The following is a 17,971-nucleotide window of genomic DNA, read 5'->3' as shown; positions in this document are numbered from 1 at the left end:
GCTCCGAGGTTAGTGGGTGCCGCCAAGCGTGACGATTGGGCGCTGGCTCTGGTCGCCATTCAGCAGACGTTCCAGGGCAAACAGCAGGGTAAAAACGGTGCCAATCGGGATCGGTAAATACATTTCGCCATAGGTGACATTGGGCAGTGAGGCCAGCGGCTGAATCCACATCGCGGCACACAGGTTGTAGCTGGCGCGGAACAGCACCACACATAAGGCGATTAACAGCAGGTTACACAACAGCAGCGCCCATTTTTGCCCGCCAGGTGACAAGCGATCGGTCAACATAGAGACACAAATATGGGTGCCGGCTCGCAGGCCGACCGGCGCGCCGACAAAGGTAAAAATGATCATACAGATAATGGCAACTGGCTCTGGCCATGAGAGCGCGCTGTTCAATACATAGCGCGCAAAGATGCCGACGGGAATGACCGCTACCATGATCATCAACGCTGCCGCCGCCACCCACATGCACAGCAGGTACAACCGATCCATCCACCGGGAATATGCGTTCATAATTGGATCCTGAGTGAAACGCCACGCCTGCGCGCGGCGTGGGGGGTTATTTCACCTCGGCGATCTGTGTCATCAGATCCTGATACTTGCCGCCAAACTGATCGCGTACCGGTTGGGTAGCTTTGACAAAGTAGTCGCGATCGATCTGTTGGAAGGTGACGCCTCCGGCCTTCATTTTCTCAATCGATTGCTGGGTGTAGCTGGCCCACAACTGACGTTCCTCATCCTGAGCTTCTTTGCCCAGCTTCTTCAGTAACGCCTGATCGTCAGCAGAGAGGCGATCCCACGCCGGTTTGGAGAACAGGATCATCTCTGGCTGAATAAAGTGGCCGGTGAGGGTGTAGTACTTCGCTACGGGCAGGTAGTTATGGGCGACAAAGGTCGGTGGGTTATTCTCGGTGCCATCCACCACGCCGGTTTGCATGGCGCTGAACACTTCACTGACGCCCATCGCTACCGGGTTAGCGCCCATTGCTTTTAGCGTGGCGAGCGAGATGGCGCTGTTCTGCACGCGGATCTTCATGCCTTGCAGATCTTCCGGTTTGCTCAGTGGTTTCTTGGTGATCATGTTGCGCGTCCCGGCATCGGTCCAGCCGAGAAACACCATGCGGGTGTTGGGATCTTTATTGAATTTATCGACGATCTGCTCACCTACGCTGCCATCCAGCACTTTGTGCATATGATCTTCATCGCGGAAGATAAAGGGCAGAGTAAGCACGCTGGTTTCCGGCGCGATGGTGGTCACCGGGGCCAACGAAACGCGGATCATATCAATCGCGCCCAGTTGAACCTGTTGTAAGGTTTGATCTTCATCGCCAAGCACGCCACCGGCATACACCTTCATCTCCAGACGACCCTCGGTGGCCTGTTTCAGTTTCTCCCCCATATGCTCCAGCGCGACCACGGTGGGATAACCGGCGGGCTGCACTTCCGCCACCTTAAGGACTTTGGCCTGGGCATTACAGGCCAGCAGGGCGATCATGGAGGACAACGAAACTGCGAGTAGTCTTTTTTTCAGCGTCATTTTTTGCTCCAGCAAGAGGTAGCGAAATCGGACAGTGCAACGGCACCGTTAAAAGGCAGGGCTGGCTCAGAATAATGAAAATCGTGTGGTGAAAAAGTGGGCAGATGTTGATTGAATGAAATGCATCACATTTTGAAACGATGTTTTAATAATTTTATACAGTACGTCACATTTATAAAACCTGCTCACAATCGAAAGAAACTGTGGTGGAAAAACGCACTTTTCGTTTGTAAATAGTAATGAGAACTACTATCAATTCGGCCCGCTAATTTGTTATGATCCGGCGCTCGATCGTGAACTATGCAATTGAAGTTGGAGATGCAGCGTGGTAGCCAGTGATTTGATGCAGACGGATCTCTCCGTTTGGGGCATGTATCATCATGCCGATATCGTGGTAAAGGTGGTCATGATTGGCCTGTTGATGGCCTCTGTGGTCACCTGGGCAATCTTCTTTGGTAAGTTTGCTGAGTTGAGTTCAGCCAAGCGCCGACTGAAACGCGAACATCTCGCCCTGAGTGATGCGCGTTCGTTAGATGACGCCTCCAGCACTGCCGCCAGCTTCAAGGGTAACAGCCACAGCGCCGTGTTACTTAACGATGCACAGAACGAGCTGGAACTTTCAGCCGGTGTCGAAGACACCGATGGTATTAAAGAGCGTACCAGCTTCCGTCTGGAACGCCGCGTTGCCGCTTTCAGCCGTCATGCTGGCCGCGGTAACGGTTTCCTCGCCACCATTGGTTCGGTTGCTCCGTTTATCGGCCTGTTCGGTACGGTATGGGGCATCATGAACAGCTTTATCGGCATCGCACAGACGCAAACCACCAACCTCGCGGTGGTCGCTCCTGGGATTGCGGAAGCGCTGCTGGCGACCGCGATTGGTCTGGTCGCTGCTATCCCTGCCGTGGTCATCTACAACGTATTTGCCCGTATGATTGCCAGCTACAAAGCGTCGCTCGGTGATGTGGCGGCGCAGGTGCTGCTGCTGCAAAGCCGTGACCTCGACCTGGGAAACGTGACTAACGAAGTGGCTCGTCCGACTGCCGCACAGAAACTGCGCGTAGGATAATTGCGATGGCGATGCGTTTAAACGACGACCTGGAAAGCGATGGCGAAATGCATGAAATCAACGTGACGCCGTTTATCGACGTGATGTTGGTTCTGCTGATCATCTTTATGGTGGCCGCGCCGTTGGCAACCGTGGATGTTCGCGTCAATCTGCCCGCTTCCACCAGTGCGCCGCAGCCGCGTCCGGAAAAACCGGTTTATTTGTCGATTAAAGAAGATAACCAGGTTTATATCGGCAACGATCAGGTCACCAAAGAGACGCTGGTCAATGCGCTGACGGCGCAGACGGAAGGCAATAAAGAAACCACCATCTTCTTCCAGGCTGACAAATCAGTAAGTTATGAAACCCTGATGTCGGTGATGGACCAACTTCGTGAAGCCGGATATCTGAAGATTGGCTTGATGGGTATGGAAACGGTGAAGAAGTAGTTTCACTGAAAGTTATGAGGGCGCCCTAATGGGCGCCCTTTTTGTTATGGGCGTAATCGACGACCAAAAAGGAAAACCACGAATCAGGCGGATTAACGGGCAATTATCCTGCGGATCAACTTTGTTAATGTTTGGTTACGTATAACCCTGCTTTTGTAAAGTGCAATGGTGAATTGGATCACATTCATCAGGGAGACGTCACGATAAAAGGGACATCCCCGCATGGAAGACACTGGAAAATCCTATGAGCTCACCTTCTTCTTTACAAAAGTCATCGCAGAGCGGTGCCAAAACTATCTTTAGCGTAACCAGCGGCAACTTCCTTGAAATGTACGATTTCATGGTGTTTGGTTATTACGCGACCGCGATTGCAAAAACCTTTTTCCCCGGTGATAACCCGTTTGCGTCATTAATGCTGACGCTGATGACCTTTGGCGCAGGCTTCCTGATGCGTCCGTTAGGGGCGATTGTGCTCGGTGCCTACATTGACCATCATGGCCGCCGCAAAGGCTTGCTGGTCACGCTCGGTATTATGGCGCTGGGTACGCTGACGATTGCCGTGGTGCCAGGCTATGCCACCCTCGGGGCGGCGGCACCGGTGTTGATTCTTATTGGTCGTTTGTTGCAGGGCTTTTCCGCCGGTGTTGAATTGGGCGGCGTATCTGTGTATCTGGCTGAGGTGGCCCCGAAAGGGCGTAAAGGCTTCTACGTTAGCTGGCAATCTGGCAGCCAGCAGGTGGCGGTTATCTTCGCGGCGCTGCTGGGACTGGGCCTGAACCACCTGTTGGAAAAAGAGGCGGTGACTGACTGGGGCTGGCGTATTCCGTTCGTCATTGGCTGTCTGATCGTACCGTTTCTGTTCTGGATTCGCCGTATGCTGGAGGAGACTGAAGCCTTCAGTCAGCGTAAACATCATCCGACCATGCGTCAGATTATGCGCTCGGTGGGACAGAACTGGGCTCTGGTGTTAGCCGGTATGCTGATGGTGGTCACCACCACGGTGATGTTCTATATGATCACCGCGTTTACCCCCACATTCGGCAAAACCGTGCTGATGATGAGCGATAAAGATAGCTTTCTGGTAACGCTGTTTGTCGGTCTTTCCAACCTGTTCTGGTTGCCGGTGATGGGCTCGTTGTCCGACCGGATTGGTCGCCGTCCGTTGCTAATAACCTTTACCATCCTGATGATCCTCACGGCCTGGCCGGTGCTGCACTGGCTGGTCGGATCGCCGACCTTCGCTCATCTGGTGATGGCTGAACTCTGGTTATCCTTCCTCTACGCCAGCTACAACGGGGCGATGGTGGTGTATCTGGCGGAAATCATGCCAGCCGAGGTACGCGCATCCGGTTTCTCGCTGGCTTATAGCCTGGCAACCGCGCTATTTGGCGGCTTTACCCCGGCTGTCTCCAGCTATCTGATTCACGCCACGGGTGACAAAGCGATGCCAGGCGTATGGCTGTCGTTCGCGGCGGTGTGCGGTTTGATCGGCACATTGCTGATAGGCCGGATGGTGAAGCAGTATCGCACGCGCCACAGCGCGACGGCGGTGAATGCTTGATTATAATCCAGTCGTAGCGGCGCGATTTATCGCGCGTCTTTTTGCCAGAGGTTGCTTTTGCTAAAAAACAGCGCAATAAATTGCGCCGCTACGGAAAATTTAAAACGACAAATCCACCACCACATTATCCGTGTAATTACCCGCAGCCGGGGTATTTTGCGTGGTCAGAATCTGCGCGGTATAGGTATAGCCGCGTGTCAGGCCATCGGTGCTGACGGTCGTTGAGGTGCTGCTGCTCCAGCGGTCCGTACCGGTGGGTCCCCAGCGTGTGGTGGTGGTGGTTCCCTGGTAGATGTCATAGCTTAACCGGTTGGTGCCACTCGCCATATTCCGCACGCCATTCGCCGCATAGCTGCCATTACTCAGGCCCACGGTATAGGTGCTGCCTTTGCTGCATACCACGCTAATGGTCTGCTGCACGGTGGAAAAGCTGCTGACCAGTGGCGCGCTGCCAAAACTGACGTTAGGTGCAGTGATGGTGGTGCAATCATTCGATATCACCACCGTCACGGTAATTGGAATGGTGCCGGTTCCGGTCTGCGGTGTCAGACAAAGTCCACCCACGCCAAGGCTGGTGCAAATGTTATAGGTGACGTACAGGTTGAGCGTCGCCGTATAGGTGCCCGCCGCCACCGTCTGCCCCGTCACCGTTTTCAGATACACCGGCAAGGCAAAGTTCAGGCTGCCGAACAGACCGGCAAGGTTCGCCAGCACCGCTTGTGAAAAGGTATAGGTCGATCCCCCCACCGTCAGTTCAGTGGCGCAGGCGCTGTCCATACACAGGCGCAGCGGAATGTTATCGCTGCCGGTATCGCCGCTGCGTTTCAGGGTGCCACGCGTGCCATTGACGTTGGACGCGCTGGCAAGCTGAAAGGTAATTTGGTTGGTTCCTAATAAGGTCAGGGCTGAACCTGCGCCACAGTTCACGTTCGCGGTGGTTGAGGTGGAACTGATGGTCGAATTGACCACAAAGGTGGTGACCGAGCCAAAACTGGCCGTTGATGCAGGTAGGCTACAGGCGGCTTGTACCAGACCTGGCAACAGTAACAACGTCAGCAGGAGCAGCATTTTTTTCATGGTGATATGCCTGTTGTAGAGTTTTCGCTATTGGGTAGCGCAGCGCCAGGTGGCGGCGGTGGCAACGCGCAGGTGAGCGGGCCATAGGTTTTCAGCGCCAGCGGCTGACCATTGGCGATCGTGAGTTCAGTGCGACAACTACGACCATCCGGCGTGGTGACCTGGATAGGATTGCTGGCCTCCAGGTTCTCCATCCAGGTAATCCCATCCCAGCCGACATACTCGGTTGCCTGCCCGGCACGTAGCACCTGGCTGGAGACGGGGAGCGGTTTTCCGTTGCTGTCATGCAGAATGACGCTGGCAGAACGCAGTTTCTCTACCGGGAAATTAAGCAGATAGCCGCTCTGGCGCTTCACGGCGAAACGCTGCTCGACACGCGGTGATGTCATATCCGCAGGCAGGTCCAGCGTATCGATATCGTATTTCGCGGCGTAGTAGCTGCTAATCGACGGAACCAGCAGATAACCTTCTTTATCGGTGCGTCCCATCGACTGGTTTTCGTAGCGGATGTTGACGTCGGGATAGTTGGTTTTCACCAGCACAAAGGCGTCGTTGATCTGATTGGCGACAAACAGGCGGTTATCCATCAGCACCAGCGCGCCGCTGAAATCTGCCCACTGGGTGATGTTATCGTCGTCGCCATAAAAGCCCGCCGACGTATCCACTTTGTTGTTGCGGTAGCGCAGGCTCCCCTGGCGATAATCGCCGCTGTTACCGCCCTGATTAGCCCAGGAAGCATCCCACGAATAACCGCCGTCGCTCGGCATGGCGCGTGACAGGTAGATGCGTTGATTGTTTTCTCCCTGCTGGTCGCGTTCCATACTGACCGAAGCACTGCCTTGTTCGCCAAACGGAATCACCAGCGAGATGGCTCCGCTCCATTCCCCTTGCTGTTGATCGCGGCTGGCGGAAATATACAGGCTGCTGTTACCCCAAAGATTTTTGCTCCACGACAGGTTCCACAGGCGTGTACGTTCGCCATCGCCGCTGTTGATATCGAGGTACGCCAGTCCGAGGCTCCCGTATTGATTCATCGACACGCTGGCGGTGTATTGCGCACTGCGACGTGCCAGCGAATAAGAGGTGTCCTCCGAGTCACTGCGATTGCCTACCAGCGCCAGATTGCCAAAATCCACGGTCCGCAGCGTGTGTTGCGTGCCAAGGCTGAGCCAACTGTTGTTGTACTGATAACCCCAGCTATATTGCGTGCCGGGTTTACCGCTCATCTGGCTCTGCGCCAGCGCGCCATTGATCACTCCCCAACTGCCGAGTTTCACCTGACCGCCAGCACCGCCCATCGCGACCTCATCACTGCCTTCGGCGTGAGTTTCCAGCGTCAGCCAGTCAGTCAGACCGTAGCGATATGAACCGCTGGCCGCGGCTGCGCCGTAGTCGAAGTTTTTGATGCCGTAATTTTCACGCATCGCCCCGGCGGAAAATGAGTAGTCGGACAAGCCTTGTCTCAGCAGATTGCTGGAAACGTAAAACGGCAGCGTGGTGGTAACCTGACGGCCCACCGCGTCGGTGGTGGTGATCACCGCATCGCCAGCACCGTTGACAAAGGGGACATTGGTGAGTGACCAGGGGCCGGGTTGAACGTTGGCCTGGCTGGAACGATAGCCATTAATAAACAGATCAACGGTGGACGGCACCGCCGCCTGGCCGGAAAACTGTGGCAACGGGTAAGTGACCAGGTCCGGACGCACGCTGAAGTCACGGCCAATCTGCACGCCGCCGAGACGCACGCTATTGCTCCAGGAGAGAGAATCGGTGATGAGATCCCCGGCGCGCCAGCTGACTATCGCTTCCTCGTTTTCGTTACTCCACCAGGTGTCATAACGGATATAACCCTCCTGCTGCTGCGGAGCGCTGCCCTCCAGTTGCTGCTGCCACACGCCGTTGCTGGAGAATTGTCCGGCAGCACCAAATAAGCGCAACTCATTCCAGGTCGCGAGACGCGTGCCGCTATGATCGGTGCGGGTGGCGTAGAAGTCGTAATTGAGCAGCGCTCCCGTGCTGCTACGACCGGGATAGCGCGGGCCATTGTGCGACTGACCAATCACCTGGCCCGGTAACCAGGCCGGGGGAACGGTCAGCAGCAGGCGTTGACGTTGGTTGTCATAATCCACTTTGACGCTGTTCAGCTGGTTAACATTGATCTGCTGGCCCTGCAACTTGTCTGCCGGGATCCCGGCGCGTTCCAAATCGCCGCGCCGCAGCCAAAAATCCCCGTTCTTTTGTTCAACCGGGACGATATTGCCCTGTTCTCCCTGATTGATGATCAGCTCCAGCATGTATTGCTGTCCCGCCGCGTTATTTTGCAGGGCAGGGGGAGGCGGCAGCTCGGAGAACGTCTCCGCGCTACTTATCAGGGGGATCAGACAGCACAGGGCGCTGGTCACCGCCAGCGCGCAGGGATGTGGCGAAAATCGCATTAGCGCAGAGCAGCGCTACGCCAGTGGCCTTTATTCATCTCGGCCTCCAGTTCTCCGCTCACGCTGCTGTTAAGCGGCCAGCGGTTGCTGCTGTTTGCCAGAACGTAGCCGAACAGACCGTCACCCAGCTTGCGCCCGCCAATGGTGACATTGCTCAGGCGCGCATGGCCGTTGCCGTGATTGGTCAACAGCAGCCAGCGCCTGCCCCCGCTGTTCTCCACCTGCCAGCTCAGGTCGGGTTTGGCACTTTCGACAGTCAGACCGCTGCCATACACAAACAGAGGCACCGAGTAGCGCATCTGGAAAGTGAGCCCAGCCTGATTGGCACCGGGACTCCGTGGCGTAGGGATTTCATCCAGTACCACGCGATAGGCCATCTCCTGACCGGCAGCAGGCGGGGTTTGCTTGATTAAGCGCACCAGCTGTTTCTGCCCCGGCTCGACGCGGACCAGTGGCGGGCTGGCGACCACCTCAGTCTGGGTCTGATATTGTTCACGTTGATTTACCTGCTGCCAGGCGAAAATCCGTACCTGCATTAAGGTGGTCGCATCGCCACGATTCTCCAGCCAAAGCTCACTGGCTTTGTCGTCGGGATTGATGGCGGGATCAATCGGCCAGATCATCAGCGAGTTAGCAGCATGGCTGAGAGCGCTGAACGTGAGCAGCCATATCAGCAGCAGGTTTTTCATGTGTTATTCCTTCTTTGTTGTTCCTTCACCAACTCAGGGTGACGGTTAGCGTATCGGTGTAAACCCCGGCGCGCGTCGGCCCGGGTAACTGCAACACGCCGTAAATCGGCAACGTGATGTTGTTGGCGTTGCTGTAACTCAGCGTGATGGGTGAATTCACCCCAATCGCGGTGGTGTGGCTGGCGTTGCTGTATAAGCTGTAGGCCACGGTATTGGTGAAACTGGCCAGTTTCAGGTTGCGGGTGGTGGTGTAGTTGCTGCCGCCATTGATCGACATGCTGACCGTGGTGCCTGGCGTGCAGGCAAGGCTGATGGTGGAACTCTGGACAAAAGTGGCACTGACGCTGTTGCTGGCGACGCCAGACTGGGTGCCAAAATTGAGCGTGCCAAAAACGCCGGGATTAGTACCGGAAACCACGCAGCCAGCCACCACTGAGGCAGAGACCTGAAAGGTTGCGCTCGGCAACCCCCAGGCGTTGACACTCCCTATCAGCAGGGCCAGACCGCCAACAATGCGCGTCCACCCATTGACCACTCTCACCCTGTTTAACCGAAGTTTCTGCCTCAGTAATTCACAGCAACGTTAATGGTATCGGTGTAAGTTCCCGCCGGAATCAACGGGTTGAAACCACCACCGACTACGCGACCATAAATGGCGTAGTTGGTCCCCAGGGTTGGATCGGTGGTTCCGCTCGGCGCGATATTGGTGTTATTGGCGATAGCGGTGGTGAAGGCTGCATCGCTGTACAGGGTGTAGGCGATGCCTTGTGTGTTGTTGGAACCGAGGATTAAATAGCGTGGTTGTCCACTCACGGTGCCATAAATGGTGGCTGGCGCAGCATTGCTGCTGGTGACCTGCACGTTAAAGGTTTGACCGGTGGTGCAGCGAACATAGATACCATTGCCAGATGCCCCAACCAGGGTGGCATTCAATGTATCAAAAGTGGCAGCGCTGCTACCGAAGTTCAATGTACCGAAGTTCACCCCGGTCGTGGCTGATTGACCATTCACCAGGCAACCGGTCGTCAGGGTGAGCGTCGCGTTAATGGTTCCCGTTGTGGTGGCGGCGAAAGCAGCGTACGGCGGGAAGGTGGCGCTCAGGCTGGCGGCCAAAAGAAAAAGCTTGAGTTTCATAATCATTCCTTACTGATTATCCAGGGTCAGTGCTTTTTCACCTGATGATGTATTTATGAAATCAACCGAAAAATAACAAGAAGCCATGTTTGGCGGTACAGCAAAACCCCTGCTGTCTAAGAAAGTTCTTATGCGGCAGGGAAATGATTTATATCAGTTTTCTTTACTATAGTTCAGCAAAGCGAAGCCTGTCAGGTCCACCAATAATTTTTCCCTAATCAATTTATTCAATTCGCCGATAATTCAGTGATAGCAAGGGATCCCGGCAGGTCAAAAAAACTAAACAAGGAATTATTTCTCCCTCTACCGCGATGCAAGGTTCAGTGTTATGTTCATGCATTAATCAGACATAATAACGATTCTCCACTTAGCGATAGATAATGAACATAAAAAAGCCCCAGCGCGCTAATCCCCAGATTCTCCTGGCTCGATTAGCGGCTGCATCGCTTTAAAAGTTAACTGACCGTTTATGCATGCTTTTTAATCTTTGTTCCTGTTCGATAATTCAGCACCTGCTCGCTAGCGGGTTAGTGAGGAGCGCTCATGTTGCTGATTACCTGGGATAGCGTTCTGGTGACGAGCTCATTAATCGTCGCTTTTATCGCCTCATTTACGGCACTGGATACTGCCGGACGCGTTGCGGTGTCGCGTGGCTGCATCGCTCGTTTGTGGTTGGTGGCTGGTGGCACCGCGATGGGTATTGGTGTCTGGGCGATGCATTTCATCGGTATGCTGGCGATGATGCTACCGATGACCATGCGTTACGATGTGCCGCTCACCTCATGGTCACTGGCGGTGGCGATCGTCGCAGCCATCTTTTCGTTTGCCCAGGTGGTACGCGGTAGCCACCTGACATGGCGTCGGTTGGTGCGCGGTACATTAATCCTCGGCAGCGGGGTGGTGGCGATGCACTATCTCGGCATGAACGCGCTGATGATCGAACCGGCCATTCACTGGAATATCGAGCTGGTTGCGTTGTCGGTGGTGATTGCTTATGCCGCATCCGGCGCTGCGCTCTGGCTGGCATTTCATCTGCGCCAGGGCGATGGCCTGTTGTTGATGCGGGGTTGTGCCTCCCTGGTCATGGGGGCTGCCGTTGCCGGAATGCATTATGTCGGAATGGCCGCTGCGCAGTTCAACAACACCAGCAGCATGATGGAACACGGTGTCAGCGATCAGGGGCTGGCAGTATGGGTGACCATCATCACCCTGACCATATTAGGGATCACGTTGTTGCTGTCGATGTTGGATGCGCAGCTGCGCGCGGCGCGACTGGCAGCGAAGCTGAAGCATGCCAACAATGAATTACGCCAACTGGCGATGCACGACAATCTCACGACCTTACCTAACCGGGTGTTGCTGGAGCAGCAACTGGACGCCGCCGTCAAACATGCCACGCTCAACGACCAAACCTTCGCATTGATGTTTATGGATCTGGATGGCTTTAAGGCGGTCAACGATACCTGGGGACATCACGTTGGTGATCGCTTACTTGTCGCGGTAGCTGCGCGCCTGCGTAATCAACTGCGTGAGGATGTCATTCTGGCGCGTCTCGGGGGCGATGAATTTGTGCTACTCAGTCCCGACAGTGACGGTTTACAGGCCGCGACCATCGCCCAGCGCCTGGTGAATACCATCGATGCCCCTTTTGAACTCGACCGTTATTCGCTACGGGTGTCACTCAGCGTTGGCATCGTCATCTTCCCGCTGCATGGCCGCAGCAAGCAGGAGATGATGTTCAACGCCGATTCCGCGATGTATCACACCAAACACAGTGGGCGTAACGGCTGGTGCCTGTTTGAACCGGCGATGAGCACGGTTGCGCAGCATCAGCTGGCGTTGGCTAATGATCTGTGGCACGCGCTGGAACATCAGGAGATGCGCCTGTTCTATCAACCGAAGTTTCGTGCCGGTGGGACCTTGCTGATGGGGTTTGAGGCCCTGCTGCGCTGGCAGCATCCGCGCCGTGGCTTGTTGATGCCGGATATGTTCCTGCCGCGAGCGGAGAAAACCGGGCAGATCATCGCGCTGGGCAACTGGGTGATCAACGAAGCCTGTCGCCAGCTGCGCCAATGGCATGAGGAGGGGAACAGCCACTGGAGCGTCTCCGTTAACCTGTCGGCATTGCAATTCCATCAGCGCGACCTGATCGACAGCATCAGTGAAATTCTGCAACGGCATGCTTTACCGGAAGGCGCGTTGATGCTGGAAATTACCGAAACTATCGCCATGCGTGACCCGCAATTCAGTCAGCAACGTATTGCCGAGCTGCACCAGTTGGGGGTGAAGGTCGCGATTGATAATTTCGGTATTGGTTATGCCAATCTGCTGCATCTGAAACATCTTGAAGCGACCGAGCTGAAAATTGATCGTAGCTTCATCAATAGCCTGCGTGCCGACAGCGAAGACGCCACCGTCGTCAGTGCGATGATTACCCTGGCACAAAGCCTGAATTTGCGCATGGTCGCCGAGGGTGTGGAGACGGAAGAACAGCAACGCTTATTAACCGGGTTGGGTTTTGATACGTTGCAAGGTTATTTACTGGGCAAACCTACCCCGGCAGATCGTATCGGCGAGTTCACGATGACAATGGCCGCACCGCTGGTTATTCCTGAAAATATCGCCCCCCTGGCGGGTGCGTGACGAGCAATTTTGATTTTCTGAATCGTAATCTTTCATCGTTCAACGACCAATAACGGCAGCATGACTGCCGATAAATAATACAATAATATTTATATATTTTACGTTTTATTAACAACACCACAGCTGTTAATCCAGCTATGACTTGGGAACTCACTATGTTAGTGACTTCGTACGATTGGTATACCGTCATCGTCTCGGTGTTGGTGGCGATGCTGGCCTCCTTCACGGCACTGGATATGGCGGGAAGAGTAGCGACTGCCAGTGGCAAATCAGCGCTGGTATGGCTACTGGGCGGCGGCTTTGCCATGGGGGTGGGCATCTGGGCGATGCACTTTATCGGCATGTTGTCGATGAGCCTCGATATGGTGATGAGTTACGACCCAATGCTCACCACGGCATCGATGGTGATTGCGGTGCTGGCATCGATCTTTGCATTGTGGCTGGTGTGCTCGGGCGAACTGCCCTGGCCGCGACTGTGCGGTGGCGCATTGGTGCTGGGTTTTGGCGTGGTGGCAATGCACTACACCGGCATGGCGGCGCTGATGTTCTCGCCTGGCATCGTCTGGAATGGTTACTGGGTTGCGGCATCTGTCGCGATTGCCCTGGTGGCTTCTGGCGTGGCGCTATGGCTGGCGTTTACCCTGCGTGAAGGCACTGGCCGCGTCACCCTGTTGCGCCTTGGCGCGTCGGTGGTAATGGGCTGTGCCATTGCCGGTATGCATTACACGGGTATGGCGGCGGCGAATTTCCCGATGCACAGCCACGCTACCCATATGGGGGTTAACAGCAACTGGCTGGCAATGCTGGTGACGGTAGTGACGCTCGCGATCCTCGGCATCACTCTGCTGGTTTCAATGCTCGATGCTCGCATGCAGGCGCGCACCTCGATCCTGGCCCGTTCACTGGCGGAGGCGAACCGGGAACTGGCGCAGTTGGCGCTGCATGACAATCTGACGCGCCTGCCGAACCGCATTTTGCTGGAAGACCGCCTCGATCAGGCGATCAACAAAGCTGACCGCGAACAGTCTCACTTCGCGTTGATGTTTATGGACCTGGATGGCTTCAAAGCGGTCAATGATGCTTTTGGTCATCATGTCGGAGACAACCTGCTGATTGCCGTGACCGAGCGCATGACCGGACAGATGAAAGGGCATTACACCCTGGCGCGCATGGGAGGCGATGAGTTTGTCCTGCTGATTGAGATTGATGATCCTAATGATGCGGCGGCGGCGGCTGATGCGCTGGTAAAAGCGATCGAGAAGCCGTTCAGCATCTCGCGTTACGAGTTAGTGGTGTCGTTGAGTATCGGTATCGCTGTGTACCCTGGCGATGGTGTGGATGAGCGCGAGCTGATGTTTAATGCGGATGCAGCGATGTATCACACCAAAAACAACGGACGCAACGGCTACAACTTCTTCCAGCCCTCGATGAACACCCTGGCGCAAAGCCAACTGCAACTGAACAACGATCTGTGGCAAGCGCTGGATAATGACGAGCTGCGGTTGTTCTACCAGCCGAAATATTGCGCACCGCGTGGACCCATTATTGGTTTTGAAGCCTTACTGCGCTGGCAGCATCCGACGCGCGGCCTGCTGACGCCGGACAAATTCCTGCCGATGGCGGAAAAGACCGGGATGATCGTCAATATTGGTAACTGGGTGATTAACGAAGCCTGCCGTCAGCTGCATAGCTGGCATTTGCAGGGGCATCCTCACTGGTCGGTGGCGGTGAACCTGTCGGCGTTACAGTTTGAGCAGTGCAATCTGGTGGAAACCGTCACCACCGCCTTAACTCAGCACCAGATTCCGGCAGAGCTGCTGACGCTGGAGGTCACCGAAACCACGGCGATGCGCGATCCTGAAGAGAGCGTGCGTATTCTCACGGAACTGACCAATATGGGGGTGAAAGCCTCGATTGACGATTTTGGTACCGGCTATTCCAGCCTGTTGTATCTCAAACGTTTACCGGCCAGTGAGTTGAAAATTGACCGTGCTTTCGTCAATGAACTGCAAGCGAAATCGGAAGATGCCACCATCGTCTCCGCGATTGTGGCGCTGGCGCAATCGCTGGATTTAAAAGTGGTGGCTGAAGGGGTAGAAACCGAGGAGCAACAGGCGTTTCTCACCGGGCTGGGATGTAATTCATTGCAGGGCTATCTGCTGGGGCGGCCCCTGCCGCCAGACCGCATCGGCGAACTGCCGGAGTTTGTTGCTTCCGCAACCGAACTTGAAACTGCGGCGAAGTAAGCATTTTGCACCGGGTAGCGGCGCGATTTATCGCGCAAGTTTTTCCCACAACGCGCAAGGTATGGCGCGATAAATCGCGCCACTACAATCGCTTGCGGGAGAGGGTTAGGGTGAGGGAAAATCCCCACATTACATTCTGACGGAGATTCAGGTGGCGAAATACCAGCAGCTGGTCGATCAACTGCGCGAACAAATCGAAGCCAATATCTGGCAACCCGGAGAAAAATTGCCTTCGCTGCGTCAGCAGGCCGATCAATCCGGCCTCAGCCTGATGACGGTGATGCACGCCTACGAAGTGCTGGAGAGTCAGGGCTGGATTTTGTCAAAACCACAATCCGGTTATTACATTGCGCCGCGCGCTGCGGCGCTGCGACCGCGTCTGGCGACGCAAACGGTCGAACGCCCGGAGCAGACCGATACCAACAGCTTTGTATTTGATGTCCTCCAGGCGACACGCGATCCGGCGATTATGCCGTTTGGTTCCGCCTTCCCCGATCCGGAGTTGTTTCCTCAGCGCCAGTTGATGCGTTCGCTGGTCAAAGTCTCGCATAACCTGAAACCGACGGACGCGCTCAACAATTTGCCGCCCGGTAACCCTGAGCTGCGCAAAATCCTGGCGCAACGCTACGCACAGCAGGGGATCACCATTTCACCGGACGACATCGTGATCACCAACGGGGCGATGGAAGCCCTCAACCTGAGTTTGCAGGCGGTAACCGAGCCGGGGGATTGGGTGGTGATCGAGAATCCCTCATTCTATGGTGCATTGCAGGCAATTGAACGCCTGAAGCTTAACGCCATCGCCATTGCCAGTGATGTCGAGCAGGGCATTGATTTCGACGAACTGGAACAGGCGCTGCAACGCTGGCCGGTCAAAGCTTGCTGGCTGATGACCAACCGGCAAAATCCGCTGGGTTTTACTCTCAGCAACACGCGCAAGGAACAACTGGTGGCGCTGCTGGCGCGCTATGGTGTGACGCTGATTGAAGACGATGTTTACAGTGAGTTATGGATTGGCGAGGAGAAACCATTACCGGCGAAAGCTTTTGATCGCCTTGGTGATGTCATGCATTGCGGCAGCTTCTCGAAAAATCTGGTGGCGGGCTTTCGCATCGGATGGGTGGCGGCGGGCCGGCATGCGCAACGTGTCCAGCGTATTCAGTTGATGAGTACGCTCTCCACCAGCGCGCCGATGCAACTGGCGCTGGCGGATTTTCTCTCCACCCGCAGTTATGACAGCCATCTGAAACGGCTGCGTCAGACCTTAGCAAAACGTAAACAGCTGGCACGCACTGCGCTGCGTCAGGTACTGCCAGCGGATGCCCGCATCAGCGATACGCCGGGCGGCTACTTTTTATGGGTAGCCTTACCCGAGGGCATCAATACCACGCAGCTTTATCATCTGGCGTTAGAGCAGGGGATCAGTATCGCGCCGGGGCAGCTATTTTCCAGCAGTGAAGATTTCCGCCACTGCTTCCGCTTCAATACTGCCTGGCCGTGGGATGCGCGCGCCGAAGCGGCGGTGGAAAAATTAGGTAAGTTAATCAAACAACTGCACCCGTAGCAGCGCGATTTATCGCGCAGTCTTCTGCTGCCAGACTCCCTCATCCCGACCTTCTCCCGCTAGCGGGAGAAGGAGATGTGCAGTATGCCGGTCAGGTTAAATTTAAACCTGCGCTGCCTGCCGATGTCCCCAGGTCAGGTAATACACATCGTAAAAATCCACTTCGCCTTTCTGCTGCATCAGGCGATGAATACCGCTACGCACGCGGTCCGGCGTGCCTGGGTTATCCAGAATCTTGTTGATGCCCTGGGAGGATACAGGCTGAATGTAATACCACTCGCCGTTGTAACAAACGCGCAGATCCAGCGCATCAATGTCCTCAAAGCGGTATTTCGGATTGATATCCAGCAGCATTAAAAAGCTCATCACCAGCACGAAAACCGTGGCAAACCAGAATGCGGGCCAGCCGAGCATGTCGGTGGAAAAAATCAGCGCTACGCACAGTCCGTAGCACAGGTACATCACCGCCCACAGGCCTGGGTGCGTTTTCAGAAACGAAAAGCTAAAACGTGGCAAATTGTCGCGACGTTCTTCGCGATTCAGTGTGGCGATTTCATCAAGCAGGATTTGTTTTATGGCGTCCATTGTTCACCTCTCTTTCACTGCCTGCCAGTAAAGCACGTAACAGTGAAGGGCGGCAGACACAGATCAGTGAAGAATTTTTATAACAGTTGCGCACAAAATCGCAGGGCAAGGTCATTACGCCCAAAATGTTAAAGAGGTTAATCATTAATTTGGCTTTAGTTAGCAAAATCATGCTTTTATGTGAATTTTGCGGGCCTGAGCACATTGTATTGTCATCCGTTTTTGCCACACTTAAGCAACGTGGCTAACCGGAGAAAGAGTATGACTGTCTACCCATCCAGCCTGCTGTTACTGATGTCTTTCGCCGCTGGCACCTTTTCCGCAGGGGCTTCCAGTAACCCGCAGCATCTGATGTTATCTATCCCGTCTGGCGGGGTGCCGAATAATCCGTTGCCGCTGATCATCTGGCCGGGGGTTGCCCCCGACAACGACAGCGAAGACGAGGAAAATCAGGACACCGCCATCTGGTTTGAAGAAACTTTTACCCGCAACGGCTGGCCCGCTGCGTGGCGTTCCCCCATCTTTCCGTATACCCATTACCACCCGAATACGCATGAAATAATCGGTGTCGGCGCGGGCTGGGCAGAAGTGTTATTTGGTGGCGACAGTGGTCGCATGGTGACGTTGCGCGAGGGGGATGCGGTGCTGATCCCGGCGGGGGTCGGTCATAAACAGATCCACGCCAGTGAGGATTTCTTCACCGTTGGCGCCTATCCTGAAGGTATATCGCCGGAAACGCTGCGCGATGAACCGCGTTTTCTGAGAACCTCTCAGGCGCAGATTCAGCGCGTACCCATGCCGAAGCGCGATCCTTTCACCGGCGGGGAGGGAGCAATGACGGAAATCTGGTTACCGGTCGCGCAGCAGCTTCTGCACCAATAAGGTGCGTTGCACCCATTTCCGGCGTTAACTCACTGATAAGGTGCGCGTGCGGTGCAGCACGCACGCGCCTGGCACAGTTTGTGCAGCAGTGAAATCAGGTCCTCTGATAAGCGCCGGGTAA

General features: G+C 55.2%; 15 protein-coding genes. 7 read left to right on the top strand and 8 right to left on the bottom strand.

What is annotated here, in order from left to right; all coding sequences use genetic code 11:
* Nucleotides 1-9 precede the first annotated feature (9 nt).
* Both L579_RS06230 and L579_RS06225 read right to left on the bottom strand, forming a co-directional pair.
* A complete protein-coding gene (locus L579_RS06230; protein WP_021183432.1) occupies nucleotides 10-516 on the bottom strand; it encodes a TRAP transporter small permease in 507 nt (168 codons plus the stop codon).
* A 46-nt stretch (nucleotides 517-562) separates the two neighbouring features.
* Entirely contained in the window at nucleotides 563-1,540 is a 978-nt protein-coding gene (locus L579_RS06225; RefSeq protein ID WP_021183431.1) for a TRAP transporter substrate-binding protein, read from the bottom strand.
* Between the two features lie 343 nt (nucleotides 1,541-1,883).
* Between L579_RS06225 and exbB the strand changes: the two genes are divergently transcribed.
* The 3 genes from exbB (at nucleotide 1,884) to L579_RS06210 (ending at nucleotide 4,595) form a co-directional block, all read left to right on the top strand.
* Nucleotides 1,884-2,606, top strand: coding sequence for a tol-pal system-associated acyl-CoA thioesterase (gene exbB, locus L579_RS06220; RefSeq protein ID WP_200864655.1), 723 nt, complete (start codon nucleotides 1,884-1,886; stop codon nucleotides 2,604-2,606).
* A 5-nt stretch (nucleotides 2,607-2,611) separates the two neighbouring features.
* The gene (gene exbD / locus L579_RS06215) at nucleotides 2,612-3,034 is read left to right on the top strand and encodes a TonB system transport protein ExbD (protein WP_021183429.1); all 423 of its coding nucleotides are present in this window, start codon (nucleotides 2,612-2,614) and stop codon (nucleotides 3,032-3,034) included.
* A 244-nt stretch (nucleotides 3,035-3,278) separates the two neighbouring features.
* Nucleotides 3,279-4,595: an MFS transporter gene (locus tag L579_RS06210; protein ID WP_021183428.1), complete on the top strand. Its 1,317-nt coding sequence runs from the start codon at nucleotides 3,279-3,281 to the stop codon at nucleotides 4,593-4,595.
* Between the two features lie 99 nt (nucleotides 4,596-4,694).
* Here L579_RS06210 and L579_RS06205 read toward each other — a convergent pair whose 3' ends face one another.
* Genes L579_RS06205 through L579_RS06185 form a run of 5 tightly spaced genes read right to left on the bottom strand, consistent with a single transcriptional unit; the run spans nucleotide 4,695 to nucleotide 9,930 of the window.
* Nucleotides 4,695-5,672, bottom strand: a complete 978-nt coding sequence (locus L579_RS06205) for a Csu type fimbrial protein (protein ID WP_021183427.1) — start codon at nucleotides 5,670-5,672, stop codon at nucleotides 4,695-4,697.
* Nucleotides 5,669-8,107, bottom strand: a complete 2,439-nt coding sequence (locus tag L579_RS06200) for a fimbria/pilus outer membrane usher protein (protein ID WP_021183426.1) — start codon at nucleotides 8,105-8,107, stop codon at nucleotides 5,669-5,671. The genes L579_RS06205 and L579_RS06200 overlap by 4 nt, the downstream gene beginning before the upstream one ends.
* Nucleotides 8,107-8,796 (bottom strand): fimbrial biogenesis chaperone, encoded by a 690-nt coding sequence (locus L579_RS06195; RefSeq protein WP_021183425.1) that lies wholly within the window; start codon nucleotides 8,794-8,796, stop codon nucleotides 8,107-8,109. Before L579_RS06195 ends, L579_RS06200 begins: the two co-directional genes overlap by 1 nt.
* Before the next feature lie 25 nt (nucleotides 8,797-8,821).
* Complete coding sequence (locus L579_RS06190) at nucleotides 8,822-9,331, bottom strand: Csu type fimbrial protein (RefSeq protein ID WP_036625498.1); 510 nt, start codon at nucleotides 9,329-9,331, stop codon at nucleotides 8,822-8,824.
* Between the two features lie 29 nt (nucleotides 9,332-9,360).
* Nucleotides 9,361-9,930: a spore coat protein U domain-containing protein gene (locus L579_RS06185; RefSeq protein WP_013510497.1), complete on the bottom strand. Its 570-nt coding sequence runs from the start codon at nucleotides 9,928-9,930 to the stop codon at nucleotides 9,361-9,363.
* Nucleotides 9,931-10,473: 543 nt separating this feature from the next.
* On the opposite strand from L579_RS06185, the gene L579_RS06180 reads away from it, so the two are divergent.
* The 3 genes from L579_RS06180 (at nucleotide 10,474) to L579_RS06170 (ending at nucleotide 16,383) form a co-directional block, all read left to right on the top strand.
* A complete protein-coding gene (locus L579_RS06180; RefSeq protein WP_021183422.1) occupies nucleotides 10,474-12,573 on the top strand; it encodes a putative bifunctional diguanylate cyclase/phosphodiesterase in 2,100 nt (699 codons plus the stop codon).
* A gap of 155 nt (nucleotides 12,574-12,728) precedes the next feature.
* The gene (locus tag L579_RS06175; RefSeq protein WP_021183421.1) at nucleotides 12,729-14,819 is read left to right on the top strand and encodes a putative bifunctional diguanylate cyclase/phosphodiesterase; all 2,091 of its coding nucleotides are present in this window, start codon (nucleotides 12,729-12,731) and stop codon (nucleotides 14,817-14,819) included.
* A 151-nt stretch (nucleotides 14,820-14,970) separates the two neighbouring features.
* Nucleotides 14,971-16,383, top strand: a complete 1,413-nt coding sequence (locus tag L579_RS06170; protein ID WP_021183420.1) for an aminotransferase-like domain-containing protein — start codon at nucleotides 14,971-14,973, stop codon at nucleotides 16,381-16,383.
* A 102-nt stretch (nucleotides 16,384-16,485) separates the two neighbouring features.
* On the opposite strand, the gene L579_RS06165 is transcribed toward L579_RS06170, so the two are convergent.
* Nucleotides 16,486-16,968: a YlaC family protein gene (locus L579_RS06165; RefSeq protein ID WP_021183419.1), complete on the bottom strand. Its 483-nt coding sequence runs from the start codon at nucleotides 16,966-16,968 to the stop codon at nucleotides 16,486-16,488.
* Nucleotides 16,969-17,229: 261 nt separating this feature from the next.
* Here L579_RS06165 and L579_RS06160 point away from each other — a divergent pair, with 261 nt between their 5' ends.
* Nucleotides 17,230-17,850 (top strand): cupin domain-containing protein, encoded by a 621-nt coding sequence (locus L579_RS06160; protein ID WP_021183418.1) that lies wholly within the window; start codon nucleotides 17,230-17,232, stop codon nucleotides 17,848-17,850.
* Nucleotides 17,851-17,971 lie beyond the last annotated feature (121 nt).

Source organism: Pantoea sp. AS-PWVM4 (assembly GCF_000468095.1).
GTDB lineage: Bacteria > Pseudomonadota > Gammaproteobacteria > Enterobacterales > Enterobacteriaceae > Pantoea > Pantoea phytobeneficialis.
This window is presented reverse-complemented; position numbering and strand designations above follow the sequence as displayed.